General features: G+C 41.3%; 22 protein-coding genes. 12 read left to right on the top strand and 10 right to left on the bottom strand.

Annotated elements, in window-relative coordinates; translation table 11 throughout:
• Positions 1-37 precede the first annotated feature (37 nt).
• From benE to ACR63T_RS05330, 6 genes are all read left to right on the top strand, one after another.
• On the top strand, positions 38-1,234 hold the full coding sequence (gene benE, locus ACR63T_RS05355; RefSeq protein WP_472785001.1) for a benzoate/H(+) symporter BenE: 1,197 nt from the start codon (positions 38-40) through the stop codon (positions 1,232-1,234).
• Between the two features lie 115 nt (positions 1,235-1,349).
• Positions 1,350-2,051 (top strand): 3-oxoacid CoA-transferase subunit A, encoded by a 702-nt coding sequence (locus ACR63T_RS05350; protein WP_197217509.1) that lies wholly within the window; start codon positions 1,350-1,352, stop codon positions 2,049-2,051.
• Between the two features lie 37 nt (positions 2,052-2,088).
• The gene (locus ACR63T_RS05345) at positions 2,089-2,748 is read left to right on the top strand and encodes a 3-oxoacid CoA-transferase subunit B (RefSeq protein WP_472785000.1); all 660 of its coding nucleotides are present in this window, start codon (positions 2,089-2,091) and stop codon (positions 2,746-2,748) included.
• Between the two features lie 50 nt (positions 2,749-2,798).
• Positions 2,799-4,040 (top strand): 3-oxoadipyl-CoA thiolase, encoded by a 1,242-nt coding sequence (pcaF, locus tag ACR63T_RS05340; RefSeq protein ID WP_472784999.1) that lies wholly within the window; start codon positions 2,799-2,801, stop codon positions 4,038-4,040.
• 88 nt (positions 4,041-4,128) lie between these two features.
• The gene (gene pcaD / locus ACR63T_RS05335; RefSeq protein ID WP_472784998.1) at positions 4,129-4,905 is read left to right on the top strand and encodes a 3-oxoadipate enol-lactonase; all 777 of its coding nucleotides are present in this window, start codon (positions 4,129-4,131) and stop codon (positions 4,903-4,905) included.
• A 392-nt stretch (positions 4,906-5,297) separates the two neighbouring features.
• Positions 5,298-6,662, top strand: coding sequence for an aromatic acid/H+ symport family MFS transporter (locus ACR63T_RS05330; RefSeq protein ID WP_472784997.1), 1,365 nt, complete (start codon positions 5,298-5,300; stop codon positions 6,660-6,662).
• Positions 6,663-7,322: 660 nt separating this feature from the next.
• On the opposite strand, the gene ACR63T_RS05325 is transcribed toward ACR63T_RS05330, so the two are convergent.
• From ACR63T_RS05325 to ACR63T_RS05315, 3 genes are read right to left on the bottom strand one after another with little or no spacing between them, the layout of a single operon-like run.
• Entirely contained in the window at positions 7,323-7,676 is a 354-nt protein-coding gene (locus ACR63T_RS05325) for an MliC family protein (RefSeq protein WP_305900009.1), read from the bottom strand.
• 28 nt (positions 7,677-7,704) lie between these two features.
• Positions 7,705-7,869 (bottom strand): hypothetical protein, encoded by a 165-nt coding sequence (locus ACR63T_RS05320; protein WP_472784996.1) that lies wholly within the window; start codon positions 7,867-7,869, stop codon positions 7,705-7,707.
• A gap of 38 nt (positions 7,870-7,907) precedes the next feature.
• Positions 7,908-8,813: a LysR family transcriptional regulator gene (locus ACR63T_RS05315; protein WP_472784995.1), complete on the bottom strand. Its 906-nt coding sequence runs from the start codon at positions 8,811-8,813 to the stop codon at positions 7,908-7,910.
• Between the two features lie 157 nt (positions 8,814-8,970).
• Between ACR63T_RS05315 and ACR63T_RS05310 the strand changes: the two genes are divergently transcribed.
• The 3 genes from ACR63T_RS05310 to ACR63T_RS05300 all read left to right on the top strand — a co-directional run bounded on the left by ACR63T_RS05310 (position 8,971) and on the right by ACR63T_RS05300 (position 11,270).
• Entirely contained in the window at positions 8,971-9,366 is a 396-nt protein-coding gene (locus ACR63T_RS05310; protein ID WP_305900006.1) for a DoxX family protein, read from the top strand.
• A gap of 199 nt (positions 9,367-9,565) precedes the next feature.
• Positions 9,566-10,492, top strand: a complete 927-nt coding sequence (locus ACR63T_RS05305; RefSeq protein ID WP_472783565.1) for an IS30 family transposase — start codon at positions 9,566-9,568, stop codon at positions 10,490-10,492.
• An 82-nt stretch (positions 10,493-10,574) separates the two neighbouring features.
• On the top strand, positions 10,575-11,270 hold the full coding sequence (locus ACR63T_RS05300) for a YoaK family protein (RefSeq protein ID WP_472785235.1): 696 nt from the start codon (positions 10,575-10,577) through the stop codon (positions 11,268-11,270).
• A gap of 135 nt (positions 11,271-11,405) precedes the next feature.
• Here the strand turns inward: ACR63T_RS05300 and ACR63T_RS05295 are convergent, their stop codons facing one another.
• Positions 11,406-11,732 (bottom strand): GNAT family N-acetyltransferase, encoded by a 327-nt coding sequence (locus ACR63T_RS05295; protein WP_305900005.1) that lies wholly within the window; start codon positions 11,730-11,732, stop codon positions 11,406-11,408.
• 215 nt (positions 11,733-11,947) lie between these two features.
• On the opposite strand from ACR63T_RS05295, the gene ACR63T_RS05290 reads away from it, so the two are divergent.
• The 3 genes from ACR63T_RS05290 to ACR63T_RS05280 all read left to right on the top strand — a co-directional run bounded on the left by ACR63T_RS05290 (position 11,948) and on the right by ACR63T_RS05280 (position 14,380).
• The gene (locus tag ACR63T_RS05290) at positions 11,948-12,658 is read left to right on the top strand and encodes a pirin family protein (RefSeq protein WP_472784994.1); all 711 of its coding nucleotides are present in this window, start codon (positions 11,948-11,950) and stop codon (positions 12,656-12,658) included.
• Between the two features lie 106 nt (positions 12,659-12,764).
• On the top strand, positions 12,765-13,706 hold the full coding sequence (locus ACR63T_RS05285; RefSeq protein WP_472784993.1) for a pirin family protein: 942 nt from the start codon (positions 12,765-12,767) through the stop codon (positions 13,704-13,706).
• A gap of 62 nt (positions 13,707-13,768) precedes the next feature.
• Positions 13,769-14,380, top strand: a complete 612-nt coding sequence (locus ACR63T_RS05280; RefSeq protein WP_472784992.1) for a nitroreductase family protein — start codon at positions 13,769-13,771, stop codon at positions 14,378-14,380.
• 210 nt (positions 14,381-14,590) lie between these two features.
• Here the strand turns inward: ACR63T_RS05280 and ACR63T_RS05275 are convergent, their stop codons facing one another.
• The 6 genes from ACR63T_RS05275 to tatA form a co-directional block, all read right to left on the bottom strand.
• Positions 14,591-16,051 (bottom strand): leucine-rich repeat domain-containing protein, encoded by a 1,461-nt coding sequence (locus ACR63T_RS05275; RefSeq protein ID WP_472784991.1) that lies wholly within the window; start codon positions 16,049-16,051, stop codon positions 14,591-14,593.
• Positions 16,052-16,161: 110 nt separating this feature from the next.
• Positions 16,162-16,584 carry an ion channel gene (locus ACR63T_RS05270; RefSeq protein WP_472784990.1) on the bottom strand — a complete coding sequence of 141 codons (423 nt, stop codon included), beginning with the start codon at positions 16,582-16,584 and terminating at the stop codon, positions 16,162-16,164.
• A gap of 140 nt (positions 16,585-16,724) precedes the next feature.
• On the bottom strand, positions 16,725-18,011 hold the full coding sequence (locus ACR63T_RS05265; protein WP_472784989.1) for an ATP-grasp domain-containing protein: 1,287 nt from the start codon (positions 18,009-18,011) through the stop codon (positions 16,725-16,727).
• Positions 18,012-18,141: 130 nt separating this feature from the next.
• A complete protein-coding gene (gene tatC / locus ACR63T_RS05260; RefSeq protein ID WP_472784988.1) occupies positions 18,142-18,975 on the bottom strand; it encodes a twin-arginine translocase subunit TatC in 834 nt (277 codons plus the stop codon).
• The gene (gene tatB / locus ACR63T_RS05255; RefSeq protein WP_472784987.1) at positions 18,972-19,328 is read right to left on the bottom strand and encodes a Sec-independent protein translocase protein TatB; all 357 of its coding nucleotides are present in this window, start codon (positions 19,326-19,328) and stop codon (positions 18,972-18,974) included. The genes tatC and tatB overlap by 4 nt, the downstream gene beginning before the upstream one ends.
• An 82-nt stretch (positions 19,329-19,410) precedes the next feature.
• A complete protein-coding gene (gene tatA / locus ACR63T_RS05250; protein WP_472784986.1) occupies positions 19,411-19,725 on the bottom strand; it encodes a Sec-independent protein translocase subunit TatA in 315 nt (104 codons plus the stop codon).
• Between the last annotated feature and the right edge of the window lie 55 nt (positions 19,726-19,780).

Genomic DNA, 19,780 nt, shown 5'->3' with positions numbered 1-19,780 from the left:
CAGCCCTGTAACGAATGCTAATTTGCAAGGAAGCAATATGGCCTCTGTAATCCAAACCTTAAAAAACGACTGGTCGCTCTCCGCATCGGTTGCAGGGTTCTTAGCGGTTCTTATTTCTTATGCGGGTCCTTTGATTATTTTTTTTCAGGCCGCACAAGCCGCACAAGTTTCAGATGCCATGATGGCGTCTTGGATTTGGGGTGTCTCCATCGGTGCCGCCATTCCTGGTATTTATTTATCTATTAAATATAAAACACCGGTTATTACAGCATGGTCCGCCCCTGGTACCGCTTTACTGGTTACCCTATTTCCACAGATGAGTATTAATGAAGCGATAGCCGCTTATATCGTATCAGCGATTGTGATTTTTTTAGTAGGCGCAACTGGATCTTTTGACAAAATTTTAAGATGGATTCCTAATGGTATCGCTGCCGGTATGATGGCAGGCATCCTGTTTCAATTTGGTTTAGAGTTATTTGTAGCAACTAATACGATGCCATTTATCGTGTTTAGCATGCTTGGCTGTTACTTAGTAGCCAAACGTTTTTCACCGCGCTATACCATGATTTGGGTACTGCTATGCGGTGTCATTTTAAGTGTTCTATTGGGTAAGATGAACCCTGTCGATATAGATTTAGCCATTACCATACCTACTGTGATATGGCCTGAGTGGACATGGAATGCCGTATTCAACCTTGCGATTCCACTCATTCTTGTGAGCTTAACTGGACAGTTTTTACCTGGTATGGCGATTCTTAATCTTAGTGGTTATGACACACCAGCCAAGCCTATCGTCAGTATTACAAGCCTAGCTTCGTTAGCAGTCGCCTGTGTAGGGGGTATTACGATTGTCCTAGCAGCAATCACCGCAGCACTTTGTACTGGTAAGGATGCCCATGAATTAAAAGAGAAACGCTACATAGCAGGTGTAGCAAACGGTATTTTTTATCTATTAGGGGGACTACTTGCCGGTAGCATCGTGATGGTATTTAGCTTGCTGCCCAAAGAGCTAGTTGCAGCATTAGCCGGTCTTGCACTTATCGGTGCCATTTCTACCAACATTACTATAGCAATGAAAGATGACTCTCAAAGAGATGCAGCGCTAATCACTTTTTTAGCAACAGCATCTGGTATGAGTTTTCTAGGACTAAGCTCTGTTTTTTGGGGCATTCTTATCGGCATGGTTGCTTACTATATTTTAAGCAAAAAACGCTTATTACCTTTGTTTTCATAAGCAAAAATATACGTCACTTTTATTAATAAAACAGCTAAAACAACAAGACAGTCTCGAAGATGCATAAAATTTAAGTCTCGCAATACCTAATATTACTTTTGTATAGGACATAAACATGATTAATAAAGCTGAAAAAAATATCACGGATGTACTTAGCCAAATTAAAGATGGCGCCACTATTATGATTGGTGGTTTTGGAACTGCAGGGCAACCAGCTGAACTCATTGATGGCCTTATCAATTTAGGTGTTAAAGACCTTGTCATTATTAATAATAATGCTGGAAACGGTGATCATGGTCTTGCCAGATTATTAAAAACGGGCGCGGTACGTAAAATCATTTGCTCTTTTCCTCGTCAATCAGACTCATGGGTATTCGATGAGCTTTATCATGCAGGAAAAATTGATCTGGAATTAGTACCACAAGGTAATTTGGCTTGCCGTATTCAAGCGGCAGGCATGGGGCTTGGAGCCGTATATACACCAACAGGGTTCGGCACTCTACTCGCAGAAGGCAAAGAAACTCGTCATATCGATGGCAAAGACTATGTCTTGGAATATCCAATTAAAGCTGATTTCGCCTTAATAAAAGCAAACAAGGGTGATCGTTGGGGTAACTTAGTTTACCGAAAATCTGCACGTAACTTTGGTCCAATTATGGCAATGGCAGCTGACGTGACTATCGCTCAAGTCTCTCAAACAGTTGATCTAGGTGAGCTTGATCCTGAGCACGTTATTACACCAGGCATTTTTGTGCAGCACGTGGTGCAAGTCCAACCTGCTAGCACTAGTACTGAACTTTCTGATACTGCAGCGTAGCCACCGCTAAATACTGCCAATTATAAGGAGCGTCATCATGAGCCATACCTCTTACACCGTTTTGACCCGTGACCAAATAGCCGAACGAGCTGCACAAGACATTCCAGATGGAGCCTATGTCAATTTAGGCATCGGACTACCGACTAAAATCGCACAATATTTATCTAATGATAAAGACGTATTTTTGCATTCAGAAAACGGCTTATTAGCTTTTGGTCCATCACCTGCCAAGGGTGAAGAAGATCCCGAACTGATTAATGCTGGAAAGGAATACGTTACTATGCTCGATGGCGGTAGCTACTTTCATCATGGTGACTCTTTTGCCATGATGCGCGGTGGCCATATCGACATTTGCGTGTTGGGTGCGTTTCAAGTAGCTGCTAATGGTGATTTAGCCAATTGGAGTACTGGTGCAGAGGATGCGATACCAGCTGTTGGAGGTGCTATGGACTTAGCCGTCGGCGCCAAAAAAGTCTTTGTAATGACCAATCACATCACCAAAACTGGGGATCCTAAAATCGTCAGCGAACTTACCTACCCTGTGACTGGGAAAAATTGCGTAGATCGGATTTATACCGACCTATGCGTCATTGATGTCACTGATAAAGGACTGCTAGTCACTGAAATGGTCGACGATATGAGCTTTTTGGACTTGCAAGAATTGACTGGTGCAATGTTAATTGACGCTACTCAATAAAAAACCCTCTTACTAAAAGCCTAGAACAATTAAAACTCAGGATAATCACCATGATTGATTCAATCACTAGTTTAAATAATGCTTATATTATCGATGCCATTCGTACCCCTTTTGGTCGTTACGGCGGCGGTCTAGCACCAGTACGTGCGGACGATTTAGGTGCTATCCCTATCAAGGCGCTAATCGAACGTAATACTAATGTCGATTGGGTAAAAGTAGATGACGTCATCTACGGCTGTGCTAACCAAAGCGGCGAAGACAACCGTAACGTCGGACGTATGTCGTCATTGCTAGCCGGCCTACCTTATCAAGTGCCTGCAACTACGGTTAATCGCTTGTGCGGCTCGTCGATGGATGCGTTAGCGATAGCTGCGCGTGCGATTAAAGCCGGTGAAGCTCATCTAATTATCGCAGGTGGTGTTGAGAGCATGAGCCGTGCGCCATTTGTGATGGGTAAATCAGACAAATCCTTTGGTCGCAGCCAAAATCTTGAAGATACCACCATGGGTTGGCGCTTTATCAATCCAAAACTTGATGAGCTATATGGCACAGAAACCATGCCTCAAACGGCTGAAAATGTTGCAGAGCAATTTAATGTCAATCGAGCTGACCAAGATGCATTTGCGCTACGTAGCCAACAACGTACCGCAGCGGCGCAAGAGTCAGAATTCTTCAAAGATGAGATTACCCCTGTCGTCATCCCCCAACGTAAAGGCGAGCCTGTCACCATCGATACTGATGAGCATCCTCGTGCTGATACTACACTTGAAAAGTTGACCAAATTACGCCCTATCGTCACCGCAGATGGCACAGTAACCGCTGGAAATGCTTCTGGAATCAATGATGGCGCAGCAGCCTTCTTAGTAGCGTCAGAGCAAGCGGTTAAAGAATTCAATTTGAAGCCACGTGCACGTATCGTGGCCTCAACTACGGTAGGCGTTGAGCCACGTATTATGGGCTTTGCCCCAGCACCAGCGATGAAAAAGCTACTAGCGCAAACTGGTCTGTCACTTGATGATATGGATGTCGTTGAATTAAACGAGGCCTTTGCATCGCAATCATTAGCCTGTACTCGTGATTTAGGTCTGCCTGACGATAGCGCACGTGTCAATCCGAATGGTGGTGCGATTGCCCTTGGTCATCCACTCGGCGCATCAGGTGCACGTCTTGTCATAACCGCCCTTAATCAGCTTGAACATACTAATAAGCGTTATGCAATTTGCTCGATGTGTATTGGCGTTGGACAAGGTATTGCGATGATTATTGAGCGGGTTGAGCATGTTAAGAATTGATTGATAGCTCAAAATAAAATAGACACCCAGCTTGATAAATCAAAAAGAAAACCTTAATCACCCGAAAGTTAAAACAAGGACGTTCATCATGCCTGTATTTGAAAATAAAGGTGTCATGCTAAACTATGCCACCTTTGGCAATAGCAGCAACCCTGCCCTAATATTCTCCAACTCTTTAGGTACTAGCTATCATATGTGGCAACCACAAATCGATACTTTGCAAGCCGATTACTTTATCATCTGCTATGACACTCGTGGCCATGGTAAATCATCAGCACCCAAAGGTCCTTATAATTTAAACCAGCTGGGGCAAGATGTGATTGACTTGTTAGATCACCTGCATCTTGATAAGGCATTTTTTTGTGGCATTTCTATGGGCGGTATGACTGGTCAATGGCTAGCTATCAATCACCCTGACCGCTTCCACCACTTGATGTTATGTAATACTGCAGCGAAAATTGGTAACGAAATAGCATGGACGGAGCGTGCAAGATTGGTACGTGAGCAAGGTCTAGCTACTATCGCGGCTACAGCTGCTCCGCGTTGGTTCACAGCAGATTTTATCGATCATTACCCAGATGTAGTCACGTCATTGTCTAACGCTCTTGCGACTGGCAGTGCAGAGGGCTACGCAAGCTGCTGCGAGGCGTTATCTATCGCTGATACTCACAAACAGTTAAAAGATATTCGTGTACCAATTACAGTGTTAGCAGGCGTTGAAGACCCAGTGACGACCGTTGCCGATGGCCAATATATGGTCGATCATATACCTAATGCTACGCTTGCGACTATCAATGCTTCGCATATCTCAAATATTGAACAACCTGAAGCATTTAATGAGTATGTTAGATATTACCTACAATAACGCCAGTAAATGCTTTTAAAAAACACATTTATTAGCCTTGATTAATTAGGCTAATTTAATCTATTTATCTTACATGTTTAATCATCTATATATTTTTTTAGTATATGGATGATTTTCTGCGCATCCGGTATTTTTATATTAGAAATCAATGAAAATTTTTGGTGTTAGTTGTCTTACATACACTCACTGCAAGCATCATTCTTCGTATCTAATACTTTATAAGAGTACTCACTCCTCTAATTAAGATGAAGGCCAACATTATTTCAATAAAGTGTTATATGGAAAGATATACCTTTTAGGTATCGATTAATACCTAGATAGTTTTTGACTTAGCACCTGTAAAACCCTAACTTGTAAAGCACGTATAAGGATATCATCAACGGAGAATATGAATGGAATCTCAAACCTTAAACATCAATAAAGTTATTGATGAAGCCAAATTTTCACCTTTTCATTGGAAAGTCCTATTTTGGTGCTTACTGATTATTATCTTTGACGGCTACGACCTCATTATTTACGGTGTGGCTCTCCCACTACTTATGGAAGAGTGGTCATTGACTTCGGTACAAGCAGGTTTTCTTGCTAGCGCAGCACTATTCGGCATGATGTTTGGCGCCATGATTTTTGGCACTTTATCTGACAAGATCGGTCGTAAAAAAACAATTATGATCTGTGTCGCTCTATTCAGTAGCTTTACTTTCTTTGGTGCTTTCGCTAGTGGGCCTATGCAGTTTGCGGCTTTACGCTTCATTGCAGGTCTAGGTATTGGCGGCGTGATGCCAATCTGCGTGGCACTAACATCTGAATACGCACCGAAACGTATGCGTAGTACTTTAGTCGCTATTATGTTCAGTGGTTACGCAATTGGCGGTATGACGTCAGCATTATTAGGATCTTTTTTGGTTCTAGATTTTGGCTGGGAAATTATGTTTTATATTGCGGGCATTCCTACTTTACTATTGCCAATTATATGGAAGATGCTACCTGAATCCTTGATGTATTTAGTCAAAGAAAATCGAGAAGATGAAGCTAAAAATATCGTTCAAAAATTGGCTCCTCAAGAAAAAGTTACACCCTCTACCACTTTAGTACTGGACGAACCCACCAAAGGTGATGATGCACCAATTAAAGCGTTATTTCTGAACAGACGTGGATTCACTACTATTATGTTCTGGGTAGCATTTTTTATGTGTTTGCTGATGGTTTACGCTTTAGCAAGCTGGTTACCAAAGCTAATGATTCAAGCCGGTTACTCGCTAGGTGCTAGTATGTTATTTCTATTTGCACTTAATATTGGTGGGATGATTGGGGCTATTGGTGGTGGTGTCTTAGCTGATAAATTCCATTTAAAACCTGTACTAACTATTATGTTTGTCGCTGGGGCAGTAGCATTAATTTTGCTTGGCTACAACAGTCCTCAAATTGTACTATATACGCTCATTGCGATTGCAGGTGCTACAACCATCGGCTCACAAATCCTACTTTATACTTTTGTGGCTCAATATTATCCTACCGCTGTACGCACGACTGCTATGGGTTGGGCGTCAGGGATTGGACGTATTGGTGCTATCGTAGGTCCTATTCTAACTGGTGCGCTACTCACCTTAGAACTAACTCATCAGATGAATTTTTTGTTTATCGCTATACCAGGCATTATCGCAGCCATTGCTATCTTCTTAGTAAATCTTACTGCAGCAGTGGACAGTAAACATGGTAGCGTGACACCAGTTACTTTAGATAGACCTATAGCGACCTAGATCTGAGTCAGACTTTACTTTAATCCAGATATTCTTTTTTTGTACTTATTAGTATTGAGCGTATTCACAATGTGGGTACGCTTTTTTGATACTTTGAATGAAAGATTAGTCCTCTGCTGCTCATCACTTAAAAGTTTCATTTATAGATACTTACTTTTCAAAGAACTGTTAATACCATTGTTTTTGATACTATTTTGATACTCTGAATTTATTGATAGATATATCTACTTGTTGATAGGTATATTTATATTATACTCTAAACCCTTATACTAATTGACTTACGGCCGGAAATTACAGCTACTTATCGCTATATATTGTGTATTGTTGTTGTAAGAACAAGGACTCATAATCCTTTGGTCGTAGGTTCAAGTCCTACTGGGCCCACCAAATTTAAGTTTTACACTTTATAGAAAACAATCAGGCTTGTTCGCAGTGATGCAGCAAGCCTTTTTTTATGGGATTTCTGGAAGTCTTATAGACGCCAATAGTGGCAAAACACCATTCTTCTTTTAACAATATACAAAATATGTCATCGGTATTTGCATTCTCTATAAAAGCACTTATTTTATAAAAAAAGGGTTATTAAAGCCTAAAAATCAGACATTAACAACCCTTTAGCACAGTCAACCTCTTAAACTAAATAGGATGACTTATTTTTAATTATAGCTGACAGTTCACGCTATATTCTTGGCCATTGGCCATACGCACACTCATAACACCATAGTCCGCTTTGGTGTGCCAATCATAGCTCACCTTAGGGTCAGTATTATTAACATAACGAGCGCCAGAAGCAGATACCGCTTGATTTAAGCTGATCTTTTTATTGTTTATACCAACTTTAGGCAAAGTTACGTTTAGATTGGCCACTTGACTGTTATCTGAATACGCTGCTAGGACTTGACCACCGTCTTCACACGTCATAGTAGTCGTTTGGTTTTCGCTAGTCATAGGCGCATTAGTAGCACAAGCAGCTAGTAGTAACATAATAGGGGCCGTAGCCATTAGTTTTTTCATAAAAGTCTTTATTGATAAAAGTAAGTCATTAAAAAAAATCATGTTCGAGCAAACGATGATGTAGCCCGCTTGCTGCAGCGGCAACCGCAATGACATAGACTAAATCAAACAATAACTCTAGCGTAGTTGAGGGTCGATTGGGTTCGTTAGGATCTCGGGCACTTATCTTATTGAGGGCAGCTATAGTAATCATTTAAGCTTGTCCGTTAAGTGTCGAGCCGTAAATGCTTATCAAAACTCATCCCAATAAGGATTATCGCCGAAACGCTCAGCAATGAAGTCAATAAGATAGCGACAGCGCTGTGATAAAAAGCGATTCTTAGGATAGACCGCATAAGCGTTTAGAGTTGGCAATTGATACTCTGGCATTACCGCAACTAGCCTGCCATCTGCTAGAGCTTTATAAGCAATAAAGGTCGGAATATAGGTGATGCCATGACCTTTAATTGCCATATCTACTAGGAACTCTCCATTAGTAGCCTTTATCTTTGAGTCAACGGTCAGGTTGTGTTTTTTGCCATTAGCATCCATTAATTCTAAGGTGATATCTTTACCTAAACCATATTGCACAAACTCATGCTGAGCGAGTGTCGCTAGCGTGTCAGGTGTACCGTTTTTCGCCAAATATTCAGGACTGGCGCACATGACAAAGCGAATCAAAGCTAAGCGCTTGGCTTGATAGCTAGAGTCTTGTAACTCACTTATACGGATAGCAAGCTCATAGCCCTCCTCTACTAAATCAACATGCCGATCCGCTAAATCTAGCTCAAAGCTCAAATTAGGATGCATAGAAGCAAAGTCATCAATAACTTCGCCTAAATGCAACAGACTAAAAGATAACGGCGCAGTCATCTTTAGCGTACCCTCAATTTGCGTGGGCGCTCCACTGGTTTGTTCATTAAGAGCATCGACATCATTTAGGATACTACATGCTTGTCTGTAATAATGCTCACCCGCTTGGGTTAGATTAGATTGCCTTGTCGTTCGACTGATGAGTTGCGAGCCTAAGCGTGACTCAAGCTCTTTTAAACGGCGACTAACCGCAGACTTTGCAATATTTAATTGTTCAGCGGCTTTAGTAATACTACCCGCCTCGACAATGCGTACGAACATCGCCATGTCTTCTAATTGTCCCATGTGGCTTATCCTATTTTTTTCGATGATAACAGAATCATTGTTCTAATATTAAGAACTTATAATTGCAATTATCTGTGTTTATTCAATTTCCGTCAACGATTATAATAGCTTCATTCATACGTGATTGAGCAAAAACATCAATAATTGGAGCAATAAAATGGATAAACTACAAGAATTAAGCGCCCCTATTGGACGTCTATTTTTATCAATGATATTTATATTTTCAGGCTTTACCAAGATTACAGGCTATGCAGGTACTCAAGGTTATATGGAGTCAATGGGAGTACCAGGTATGCTACTCCCTTTAGTAATAGCGGTTGAATTATTGGGCGGTCTTGCTATCCTTTTTGGGCTTAAAGCGCGTTTGGCTGCTATTTTGCTAGTGGGATTTAATGTTATATCGGCGCTGCTTTTCCATCAGTTCTGGATAGATGAGTCGCAAATGAACCCATTTATGAAAAACATCGCTATGGCGGGTGGGTTTTTGATGATATTTGCGCATGGCGCTGGAGCTTACTCTATTGATAATCGACATACTATGGATAAGCTCTAATCACTTAGATCTCACAAAGAAAAAGACATTGTATTGAATCTGCTATAAAAGTAGCATAGCGAATCTAATGTGTTTTTTGCGGTACTATTTGCTTTCTTAGATTAACACATGAAGTGCAATATCAAATGCGAGGTGAAAAAAAGACCTAGATGCGCTAGCATCAAAGTCTTTATCCACCGACCAAAGTGAGATTGCAACCATGAACTATACACATCTAAGCCTAGGAGAACGATACCAGATTTATGCCCTTATAGGGGCAGAACATAGTATTAAATTTATAGCTGACACATTAGGAAGAAGTCCTAGCACCATATCAAGAGAGATCAGACGCAATAAAAGCCTTCGAGGTTACCGAGCTAATCATGCTAATAACAAGGCTTGTGACAGACGCTCTAACAATGCTTTCACTATCATCGCTGATGTATGGGATTGGGTCACAGACAAGCTAAAAGACAGCTGGAGTCCTGAACAAATAGCCGGAGTTCATGGTGGTATTAGTCACATGAGCATCTATCGCTATATCTGGAGGGACAAGAGACAAGGCGGCAGGTTATGGCAGTATCTCAGACGCAAAGCCAAACCTTACCGTAAGCGACTAACGGCTGAGACCCGAGGCCGTATCAACGACAGAGTCTCGATTCATGAGCGCCCTTGTATTGTGGAAGAACGATCACGTATTGGTGACTGGGAAGCGGATACCGTTATCGGTCAGCATCACAAGCAAGCGATTGTAACGCTCGTTGAACGTAAAACAGGACTGCTTAAAATGAAGCGTGTGGGTCATAAAACGGCACAGCAAGTATCAGAGGCAATGATAGGTATCCTAAAGCCAGTGAAGTTACAGGTTAAGACCATTACCTCTGACAATGGTAAAGAGTTTGCTCAGCATAAGAAGGTGAAACAAAAGCTCTTTAGCGCTTTCTTCTTTGCCGATGCTTATGCGTCATGGCAGCGAGGAACCAACGAGAATACTAACGGCTTAATCAGAGAGTTCTTGCCTAAGGGTTGTGACTTTAGACAAGTCTCTGATAATGAGATACAGGACATTGAGAATAAACTAAACAACAGACCAAGAAAACGCTTAGGGTTTAAAACGCCTATGCAGGCGTTCTATAATATTAATTAGCGTTGCACTTGGTGTGTTAATCTAAGTTTGTTAATAGTCAAGTAAGGATTACTTTATTAAAACCAATAATGTAGGGACAGACATATCAAATCAGCCAAGCTTTTGGCAGCGCTATCAAGCGCCTATTTTATTGACTGTAGTAGGCGGTGCGATTGATACTATTGGTTTTATAACGCTATTTGGCTTTTTTACCGCGCATGTCACGGGTAACTTAGTGCTGGCGGGTAGCGGTCTGGTCAAAGGTGAAGATGGCTTGTGGATTAAGCTGGCCTCAGTACCCTTATTTATTTTGACGGTAGTAGTAACTAAACTATATATCGATAATAGCCGAAAACAGTCGTTGGTACTGAGTCATTTATTTTTAGCAGAAGCGCTATTCTTAACCGCATTTATGATAGCAGGATTATCCTTTGGGCCCTTTACCGATGCCGATAGTCTTAACGTCGCATTGACAGGGGGCTTAGGATTAACCGCACTTGCTATTCGTAATACCGCTAGTAAAACGGTCATCAAAGGCATGAGTCCTACCGTGCTAATGACAGGCAATACGACCCAATTAGGTATTGGACTTACCGATTACTTAGCCAATAGAACCTCGGAGAATGCTAGAAAACTAGCCAATAGCTCAGCATTGGTCATCAGCTTCGTGGTTGGTGCGCTATTAGGTGCTTTATTGTATGTGCAGTTGAGCTACTGGGCAGTAGGTTTATTTGTCATTCCTGTGTTGTATTTATCGATACTGGCACGTGATCCAAAGTTTTTACAGCATATCAGCTAATTAAAGTTTTATTTTTTTCTACCGTCATTAATCGAAAAAGCCATGATTACTCGTCATGGCTTTTTTATTGAACGTTACTTTTTTATTGAAGATACTTTTTATTAAAAGGTACTTTAACTGTTTTGAGCTTCTGCTTTAAGGAGTAGCGTCATGAAAGACTGAATTGGCTTGGTATTCTGGATGCTTATCAATGTAAGATTTTACATAAGGACAAGTCGGTTTTACGCGCAGTTTTCTAGCGGCTGCACAATCTAAGATAACCTTTACTAAATAGCCTGCAATGCCGCGACCACTAAGCGCTTCTGGTACTAAAGTGTGCTTATATTCAATACCCTTCTCGCCTTGTGAGGTAGTAAAAAACTCATAGTCTTCATAAGCAATCTGATCCTCGATATGAATCTCAAAGCGATTTTGGCTTTTATTATCGATCACATCGTAGTGCGTGGTATGTAGATTTGACATAGTTATTCCCTCTTTATAATTGGCTATTCATTTACTGGCTTATGCTAGCAGGTTATATGGATTATCAAACTAGCATTATAGTACGTTAATTGTACGCCTTTATTGTTCTAAAAATAAGAATAGTCATTTGCGATTAGCTTAGTTTATCTACTCTGGATTAACAATTATAATAGACCCATAGCTTAAACAAGCAGATTAATTATAAAGGACAGTTTATGAAAACGATCTATCATGCAGCAGACTCTCGCGGCGATGCCAATCACGGCTGGCTCAAAAGCCGTCATACCTTTAACTTTGCTAATTATCATAATCCAGAGCGTATGGGTTTTGGTGCACTACGAGTTATCAACGACGATTTTGTCGCTGGTGGTCGCGGTTTCGGTAAGCATTCACATCGCGATATGGAAATCATCAGTATTCCACTCTCTGGCAAGCTAGGTCATGGCGATAATATCGGTAATGAAGGCTTTATTGAGACGGGTGAGATTCAGGTCATGTCAGCAGGTACGGGTATTACTCATAGCGAGATGAATGGTGATGCTAATGAGCCAGTCAAGTTCTTACAGATTTGGGTTATTCCTAATAAAGGCAGTGTCGAGCCACGTTATCAGCAATTGCATATGATTGATGAAATGAAGCCTAATGAATTCAGCCAAGTGCTATCGCCAAATCCAGATGATGCTGGGGTCTGGATTCATCAGGATGCTTGGTTCCATATGGGTCATTTCGACAAAGGCATCACGCACAGTTATGATCTCAAAGATACTAGAAATGGCGTCTATGTCTTAGTACTAGAAGGTAGTGTCACTATTAATGGTAACGTTTTAGCTACTCGCGATGGTCTCGGTATTTGGGATACTAAGAGCTTTACAATGGATGCTGATGAGGACGCTAGAGTTCTATTAATGGAAGTACCAATGCAATAAAGAGTGCAGTAAAGATTGAAGTGGCGCAGGCTGGGCTTTTAACTTAGTTAACCCAGCTCAAGGCCTAATAACTGATAAATAGTAACTAATGAATAATAAGAGGTAAATGATGAGTATTCAAACCTTAGAGCCAAGAATGGCCGATGTCGGTGGTATTCCGATTGCACGTTTGCTGCCTAATAAAGGCAAACAGCCCATTGGTGCGTGGTGCTTTTTGGACCATGCAGGTCCTGCCGAATTTGATGCAGATGAATCAGGTATGCAAGTGGGTCGCCATCCGCATATCAATCTACAGACCTTTAGCTGGATGCTTGATGGTGAAGTACTGCACAAGGATAGCTTAGGTAACGAGCAAGTGATTACCAAGAATCAAGTCAACGTCATGACCGCAGGTACAGGCTTGAATCAAGGCATTAGTCATACTGAACAAAGTGTCTTTGCAGATACAGGTGGCTCACCAGACGCATCGCGTGCCCTAAGCATGGTGCAGCTATGGATTGCCCTACCGACTGATCAACAGATAGAGCGCGGTTTTCATCATTATCCTGATCTGCCCACTTGGCAGGAGAATAATGTCGAGATGATCCTGACTACAGGTAGTTATACCAACGCTTCAGGTAAGCATTTTGAAGCGCCTACTATTCAATACTCAAAGATGGTCGGTATCGACGTTTATTTCATTGAAGATGATGAAGCCATAATGACTTTAGAGTCAGGCTTTGAGTATGGCATCTTAGTTAGCGAGGGCGAAATAGAGTCTGAAGGCAAAATCTGTAAGCAAGATCAATTGTTTCGCTTCCATGATAGTGATGTCGCTAATAATGAGAGCATTAAAATAGCGGCTAAAAAAGGCACGCGTATTATGTTTATCGGCGGTGAACCCTTGAATAACCAAGTGCTACTCTGGTGGAACTTTGTCGCGGATAATAAGGAAGAGATTGAGCAATCAATCATTGACTGGAACAATGGTCATGAGCGTTTCGGTAATGTTGACTCTGATATGAAGCGTTTGCCAGCACCAGAATTACCTGAAGGCTTTAAAGGCTAATCACCGCTTCATTTTAGATTATTTTTACATTTTACTTAAATTTATAACCACTGGAGATAACTATGTCAAATTTAAAAGACTTACAACAACTAGCTGAAAAGCGTCGTTCTATATATGCGCTTAGCGACAATCTGCCCGTCTCAAAAGACGAGATCGTTGATCTGGTCGAACATGCTATTTTGCACACACCATCAGCCTTTAATTCGCAGTCAGCGCGTATTGTCGTCTTATTCGGCGACGATCATAAAAAGCTCTGGGATATAACTGAAGAGACGTTAAAAGCTATCGTTAATGATGAAGAGAAATTCCAAGGCACTAAAGATAAGATCGCTGGGTTTAGAGCAGGCGCTGGCACGATTATGTTCTTTGAGGACAAAGGCGTCGTCAGAAATATGCAAGAAGCTGCGCCTTTATATGCCGATAAGTTCCCTATCTGGGCACACCAAACCAGTGCTATGCATCAGTACGTGATTTGGACGGCATTAGCTAGCCTCAATATCGGTGCCAACTTACAACATTATAATCCAGTGATAGATGACAAAGTTGCGAGTACTTGGAATATTGATACCGATTGGGAACTAAACGCCCAGATGGTATTTGGTGCAATCGAGCAGCCAGCAAGCGACAAAGCGTTCCAGTCTTTAGACAAGCGTATGAAAGTGTTTGGTAAGTAAGGCACAACTGTCTTAGTTAAAACCAAGTAAATTTCGAAAAAATGATGGTCAGCTTAATGGTGGCCATCATTTTTTATGGGATGGAATCCAGTTTCTAAAAAGCATGCTAGTTAGCTGGCTGTACTATAGTAGCTTCAAAACTCGTTAATAATATTAGGTTTTTCATACTTTTAGTTTTACTTAAATGAGGTTGTTAAGACCAGAATATAACTATTCATCCCAACCGTAGACTGTATCTATAGCACGCAAATAATCTTTCACCTCTAAAGAGAGTCTATCAAGAGGATTACCAGTAAGATTGATACATCTCAAACTATTCAGCTGTACAAGATTGTCTGGCAGATTAATTAGATTACAATAAATAAGCTCAAGCTTAGCGAGATTATTAAGCTCACCAATACTACTAGGCAGCTTGTCCAATTTGCAATAACTGATGAAAAACTCAGTCAGACTCTTAAGTTGCCCTATGTTTTCAGGCAGCTCTTTAAGGCTACAATGGTTAATATAAAGCTTCTCTAGATTAGCAAGTTGACCTACGCTATCAGGTAGCTTGTCAAACTTGCCATGACTAATAAAAAGCTCAGTAAGGTTAGTGAGCTGCCCTATGCTGTCAGGTAGGACTTCAAGCTTGGAATGATTAAAATTGAGCTTAGTTAATTTAATGAGCTGTCCGATGCTATCAGGCAATACTTTAAGTTTACAGTTGATAATATTGAGCTCAGTAAGATTGATGAGGTGTCCAAAGCTATCGGGTAGCTCTGTCAGTTCAAGGTGAAGCAGGTCAAGGTTAATTAAGCTCACAAGCTGGCCTATACTATTAGGTAGCTGTTTGAGCTCGCAATGACTAATAAAAAGCTCTGTAAGATTGCTGAGCTGTCCAATGCTGTCAGGCAGCTCTTTAACATTACAACGATTGATATAAAGCTTGTTAAGGTTAGTTAGCTGTCCAATACTACTAGGTAGGTCTTTGAGATCACAGTTGATAAATTCAAGCTCAATTAAGTGAGTGAGTTGCCCTATGCTATCAGGCAAGTGCTTGAGCAGACAATAACTCATAAAAAGCTTAGCAAGGTTATTAAGCTGTCCAATGGTATCAGGCAGATCTTCAAGCTCACAGTGAACGAGATCAAGTACTGTCAGATTAGTGAGTAATCCTATGCTGTCAGGTAGATGTTGAAGCGGACAACGGCCAATAAACATTTTAGTAAGACTACAAAGTTGCCCAATACTATCGGGTAGCACTTCAAGTCTACTATCATCAATGAAGAGCTCTTGGAGGTTACTGAGTTTTCCGATGCTGTCAGGTAATGCGATAAGTTTAGAGTGACTAATAGATAGCTTAGTTAGATTATTGAGCTTGCCTATATTGTGAGGTAAATGACTTGAAGACAAACCACTGATCGTTATTTCTATTAGATTGGTAAGATTGGTAAGCTCATCAGGTACATAGTCTATTCTATAGACGTCCCTTGAGTGTTGCTTATCGAGTTCAAGCTCCAAAATCTCTAGCTTTTTTAGAGCAAGTAATGACTTCTTGTCACGAGGGATTTCTGAGTCCTTTAGCTCAAACTCATCTGCCCATGCCCATATTTTCTCAATCCAGTTGTCATCAGAATCTAGGGTTCTAATAGACTGATCAATGTCCTGATGATCTTTGTTGCTTCGTGTCATAGATTTATTCCTTTTAACCACTTGAACTATTTTATCCGTATCAGAGTAGTATTAGCGTCCTGACATAGCTTATGCAACTCTGCGTGACGTATCATTGAGAAAGTTTTTAACTAGTTTGAAAGGGGTTTTTTACCGCTCATAATCTGTAGAACAAAGGTTCCGGATACTGTAATCAGTAAAAACCCATGAAAAGCTTCCATCGCAGTCATGAATCGCAGATGTCCGTTAGGCATGAGATCGCCTCGTCCAAGCGTGGTGAAGTTGACTAGCGAAAAGTAAAAGTAATCCATAAAACTAAGAGCGTCGCCATTGCCAGATGAAGATGATACAAGGTTACCGACCTCAAGGTTGTGCACCGCAAACCAGAAGCCAGCAGCATAGAGCAAGGCCTCGAACGTTTGGGCAAGTACGATTAAGCCGACTGCGACCCCAAGGCAGTGTCCTAAATGGCGAGACGGCGTCACAAACTGTGATGAGAACTTTAGTGCGCCGTAATGTATTGTCGTGCAGACAGCGATCAGAATCGCCGCCATTATCATTGCCAGAATCACTTTTTACCCTCTTCAAGACAACCGTTTTATAGTCGAAAGGACAGCACAGATGATTACATTCTATCTATCAACCAATGGTAGTTATCCCTCTCTACCGATGTAAGCACACCAAACTCAAATAGTCACACTTGAAAAACAGGCGCAAATCCACCTCCTGATGTACGAAAATTGGTCACTTGACCCTGATAGATACGTCCCGCAGTGAGTAGCAACTGTCCTGCATAGGTGTAAAGACGTATGTCTACCTTTCTAGTCGTCACAACATCATCGATTTTTATTGAGCGCTCTGTTGCCGGTATAAAAGTCTGCGCAATATAGTCTTCATCTAATATATTCTCAAACACTCGACGAGTAACCTTGCTGCCACGATAAACGCCCTTACTACCATAACCAGCTACTGGCTTAAAAAACCATTGTCGCCGCGTACGCCACAATTCTTCTGCGTCGTTTTGCGTAGCCATTCTCGTTATTGGTACTGATCTTTTTAGGTGTTCTGCTGCGACGTTATCTAGTCCCCACGAACGTAACGTTTGCGGATCGGATAACAAAGTAAGATTGCGCTTATTAGCGAATATAGCATGAACATGCGGATTAGGGGTTACCACTACCGCGCCCTCTAAGTAGGCTTTTTTGAGTGTGGCGTGGTTGGGGTTTTCAAATGCGAAGTCAACCAAGCGATTATAGATCATATCAATGGGCTTGCCATGGGCGGTCAGTGTTCCATCAACATAATTTAGTTCGGACGGATCAAGTATAACGGTATCAATGCCCTTAGCCTGAAGTAGTTTGCAGGCCAGCTGAAACTCTAAATACATGAACTGGTTTTTGGGATCGTTGTCCACAATAGCGATTCGATTGGGCATGGCAGTCGCTGATTGTCGCTGCCATTCTTCTATGAACATGCTAGTGACGGCTTCTTCAAAGCCATCAAGCATTTTAGTAGTAGCAACACTTTGCTGGGATGGGTGGCAGCAGTGTTTTTGTGCGCGAGCAAGTGCTGCGTTTAAAAACGCGCCGCCTGCATTGGTATTGATCTCAATAAGTTGAGGGCCATCGCTACCTAAGTGAAAGTCATAACCCATAAACGCCCCTATTGGACCAGAATCGAAAGCCGCTATTTTGGGTGCCCATGACAGTACTTGCTGTTGATAAGACGGCAGTCTAGCAGCCGACTCAATAGCTTCAACAATACGCATCATTGTCTTGATCTCTGTTTTAGGGACGAACACTGGCGTTGCTGAAAACAGCTTATTGAGCTCATTAGCTCCTATTGGGTTGTCTGTAGTGTCTGATAACTGATTTTGAAGGCTGGTATTAAGTGCTTTGCGATCTAAAGTATGGCAATAGCACTCTTGATTAAGTCGATCTGCAAAATTGTCATTATTTTTATTATTGATTAGGGGTTCCATTTTAATCTCATTACTAAATAGAGTGAATGAACTAATAGGGTTTAAGGAGAAGCCAAAGTAGAAGAAGGGTTTGAATGTTTAGATAAATTTAATTTTTATAGTTGTTTTGCGAAATAGTGACTTTGTAAGATTAAACGGTTTTACGCTCTTCTTTGATTAATATTTTTGCCAAAAACAAGCCTAATTCGAACAATAGCCACATTGGAATCGCGAGTAACAGCATCGAGACACCATCGGGCGGTGTCACTACCGCTGCGATTGCAAAACAACCAACTATGATAAAGCGGCGCTTATCCTCTAAGCTCTTTGTAGAGACGATTCCAACCATTATCAGTAGTAGAGTCACGACTGGAATCTCAAAGGTGAGTCCAAATACCATAAATAATTTGAGAGTAAAGCTCAAATAACTATCAATATCGGTCATGGGTATGACGTTTTGCGGAGCAAATAGGATAAAGAATTTCAATACGCCTTTGAGTACCACAAAGTAGGCAAAAGCAACACCAGTATAAAATAGAAATATTGAAGATATCAGCACTGGAATAGTGACTTTTCTCTCTTTTTTATATAATGCGGGGGCTATGAATGACCAAATTTGATACAAAATATAAGGCATCACTACAAAGGCAGCAACGAAAATCGTCAAGCGAATGGGTGACATAAAGTTCGAGGTGATATCAGTGGCAATCATAGTCGAATTCGCAGGCAGCTGCGCGACTAAAGGGTCTGATAAGAGGTTGTAGAGCTCGCGCGAAAACCCTACCAATGCTAAGAAGACAATCAAAACGGCTACGCATATTCTGATGAGATGCTTGCGTAATTCGATCAAATGCTCAGTAATAGGCATATCGCTGAGCGCATTTAGCATATTATCAGTCTCAGCACTATAGGTAGTATCTGGCGCTTTAGTATCTGTATCCGCTAACTTTCTTTGGTGGTTTTTTCGGCGCTTAAACAAGCTCATTCATCCCCCTTCTCTACATGCGATAATGAGGAAATATTTGGCTTATGATTTTGCTGATGAGGAGCGGTTGGCCTATAGGAGCTATCTGAGCTTTGATTCTGCGAGTTTTCAAACTTATCCATACTACCGCGCATCTCGGCCAATTCGCGCTTCATTTCTGTCTCAGTCTGACGAATCTTTGCCAGCTCATCCTGCATTTGTTTTCGTGTCTCAGCCAGATCAAGCTCAGACTCTATTTCAGACTTTAAGGTTGAGATCATGCGACGCAGTTTGGCATACCATTGCCCCGCGGTACGGGCCGCCTGAGGTAATTTTTCTGGACCTAAGACAATTAATGCTATAACGCCAAACAAGAGTAACTCGGAAAATCCAATATCAAACATAATAGGCAAATATATTAGTGAATAGGCTATTGAATATGGCTAGTAATACGCTTTACAACGTATTCTTGTCATCAGTGGGAACCGGACTAACTTCTAAATCATCGACTTGAGTGCTACCCTCAGTATTTAAGTTATTAGTACTTAAATTATTAGCGTTTAAGTCATTATTTGCAGTTGAAGTAGTGGCTTCATGGCTAATTGCCTGCCGCGTGCGAGCGTGCTCAGTTTCTTCATCTTTGACCGCTTCTTTAAAGCCCTTTACTGCGCTGCCTAAATCTTTACCTGCATTTTTAAGCTTGGCAGTACCAAACACCACTACCACGACTACTAACAATATCAGCCAATGTGTAATAGAAAAACTACCCATAACAACATCCTTACTTTTAAGTTTTAATCAAACCCATACTGGGCACTGCACTTTA

The sequence above is a fragment of the Psychrobacter sp. M17(2026) genome (assembly GCF_055699815.1).
The sequence above is the reverse complement of the archived record's forward strand: the minus strand, read 5'-3'. Positions and strand labels throughout refer to the sequence as shown.

Excerpts from the sequence above, each read along its gene's own strand:
- ACR63T_RS05320 (WP_472784996.1), bottom strand. The coding sequence starts at position 7,869 with ATGATTACTATAGCTGCCCTCAATAAGATAAGTGCCCGAGATCCTAAC.
- benE (WP_472785001.1), top strand. The coding sequence starts at position 38 with ATGGCCTCTGTAATCCAAACCTTAAAAAACGACTGGTCGCTCTCCGCA.
- ACR63T_RS05275 (WP_472784991.1), bottom strand. The coding sequence starts at position 16,051 with ATGACACGAAGCAACAAAGATCATCAGGACATTGATCAGTCTATTAGA.
- ACR63T_RS05265 (WP_472784989.1), bottom strand. The coding sequence starts at position 18,011 with ATGGAACCCCTAATCAATAATAAAAATAATGACAATTTTGCAGATCGA.
- ACR63T_RS05350 (WP_197217509.1), top strand. The coding sequence starts at position 1,350 with ATGATTAATAAAGCTGAAAAAAATATCACGGATGTACTTAGCCAAATT.
- ACR63T_RS05325 (WP_305900009.1), bottom strand. The coding sequence starts at position 7,676 with ATGAAAAAACTAATGGCTACGGCCCCTATTATGTTACTACTAGCTGCT.
- ACR63T_RS05295 (WP_305900005.1), bottom strand. The coding sequence starts at position 11,732 with ATGTCAAATCTACATACCACGCACTACGATGTGATCGATAATAAAAGC.
- ACR63T_RS05345 (WP_472785000.1), top strand. The coding sequence starts at position 2,089 with ATGAGCCATACCTCTTACACCGTTTTGACCCGTGACCAAATAGCCGAA.
- ACR63T_RS05330 (WP_472784997.1), top strand. The coding sequence starts at position 5,298 with ATGGAATCTCAAACCTTAAACATCAATAAAGTTATTGATGAAGCCAAA.
- ACR63T_RS05280 (WP_472784992.1), top strand. The coding sequence starts at position 13,769 with ATGTCAAATTTAAAAGACTTACAACAACTAGCTGAAAAGCGTCGTTCT.
- ACR63T_RS05305 (WP_472783565.1), top strand. The coding sequence starts at position 9,566 with ATGAACTATACACATCTAAGCCTAGGAGAACGATACCAGATTTATGCC.
- ACR63T_RS05285 (WP_472784993.1), top strand. The coding sequence starts at position 12,765 with ATGATGAGTATTCAAACCTTAGAGCCAAGAATGGCCGATGTCGGTGGT.
- tatC (WP_472784988.1), bottom strand. The coding sequence starts at position 18,975 with ATGAGCTTGTTTAAGCGCCGAAAAAACCACCAAAGAAAGTTAGCGGAT.
- ACR63T_RS05270 (WP_472784990.1), bottom strand. The coding sequence starts at position 16,584 with ATGGCGGCGATTCTGATCGCTGTCTGCACGACAATACATTACGGCGCA.
- pcaD (WP_472784998.1), top strand. The coding sequence starts at position 4,129 with ATGCCTGTATTTGAAAATAAAGGTGTCATGCTAAACTATGCCACCTTT.
- pcaF (WP_472784999.1), top strand. The coding sequence starts at position 2,799 with ATGATTGATTCAATCACTAGTTTAAATAATGCTTATATTATCGATGCC.
- ACR63T_RS05315 (WP_472784995.1), bottom strand. The coding sequence starts at position 8,813 with ATGGGACAATTAGAAGACATGGCGATGTTCGTACGCATTGTCGAGGCG.
- tatA (WP_472784986.1), bottom strand. The coding sequence starts at position 19,725 with ATGGGTAGTTTTTCTATTACACATTGGCTGATATTGTTAGTAGTCGTG.
- ACR63T_RS05310 (WP_305900006.1), top strand. The coding sequence starts at position 8,971 with ATGGATAAACTACAAGAATTAAGCGCCCCTATTGGACGTCTATTTTTA.
- ACR63T_RS05290 (WP_472784994.1), top strand. The coding sequence starts at position 11,948 with ATGAAAACGATCTATCATGCAGCAGACTCTCGCGGCGATGCCAATCAC.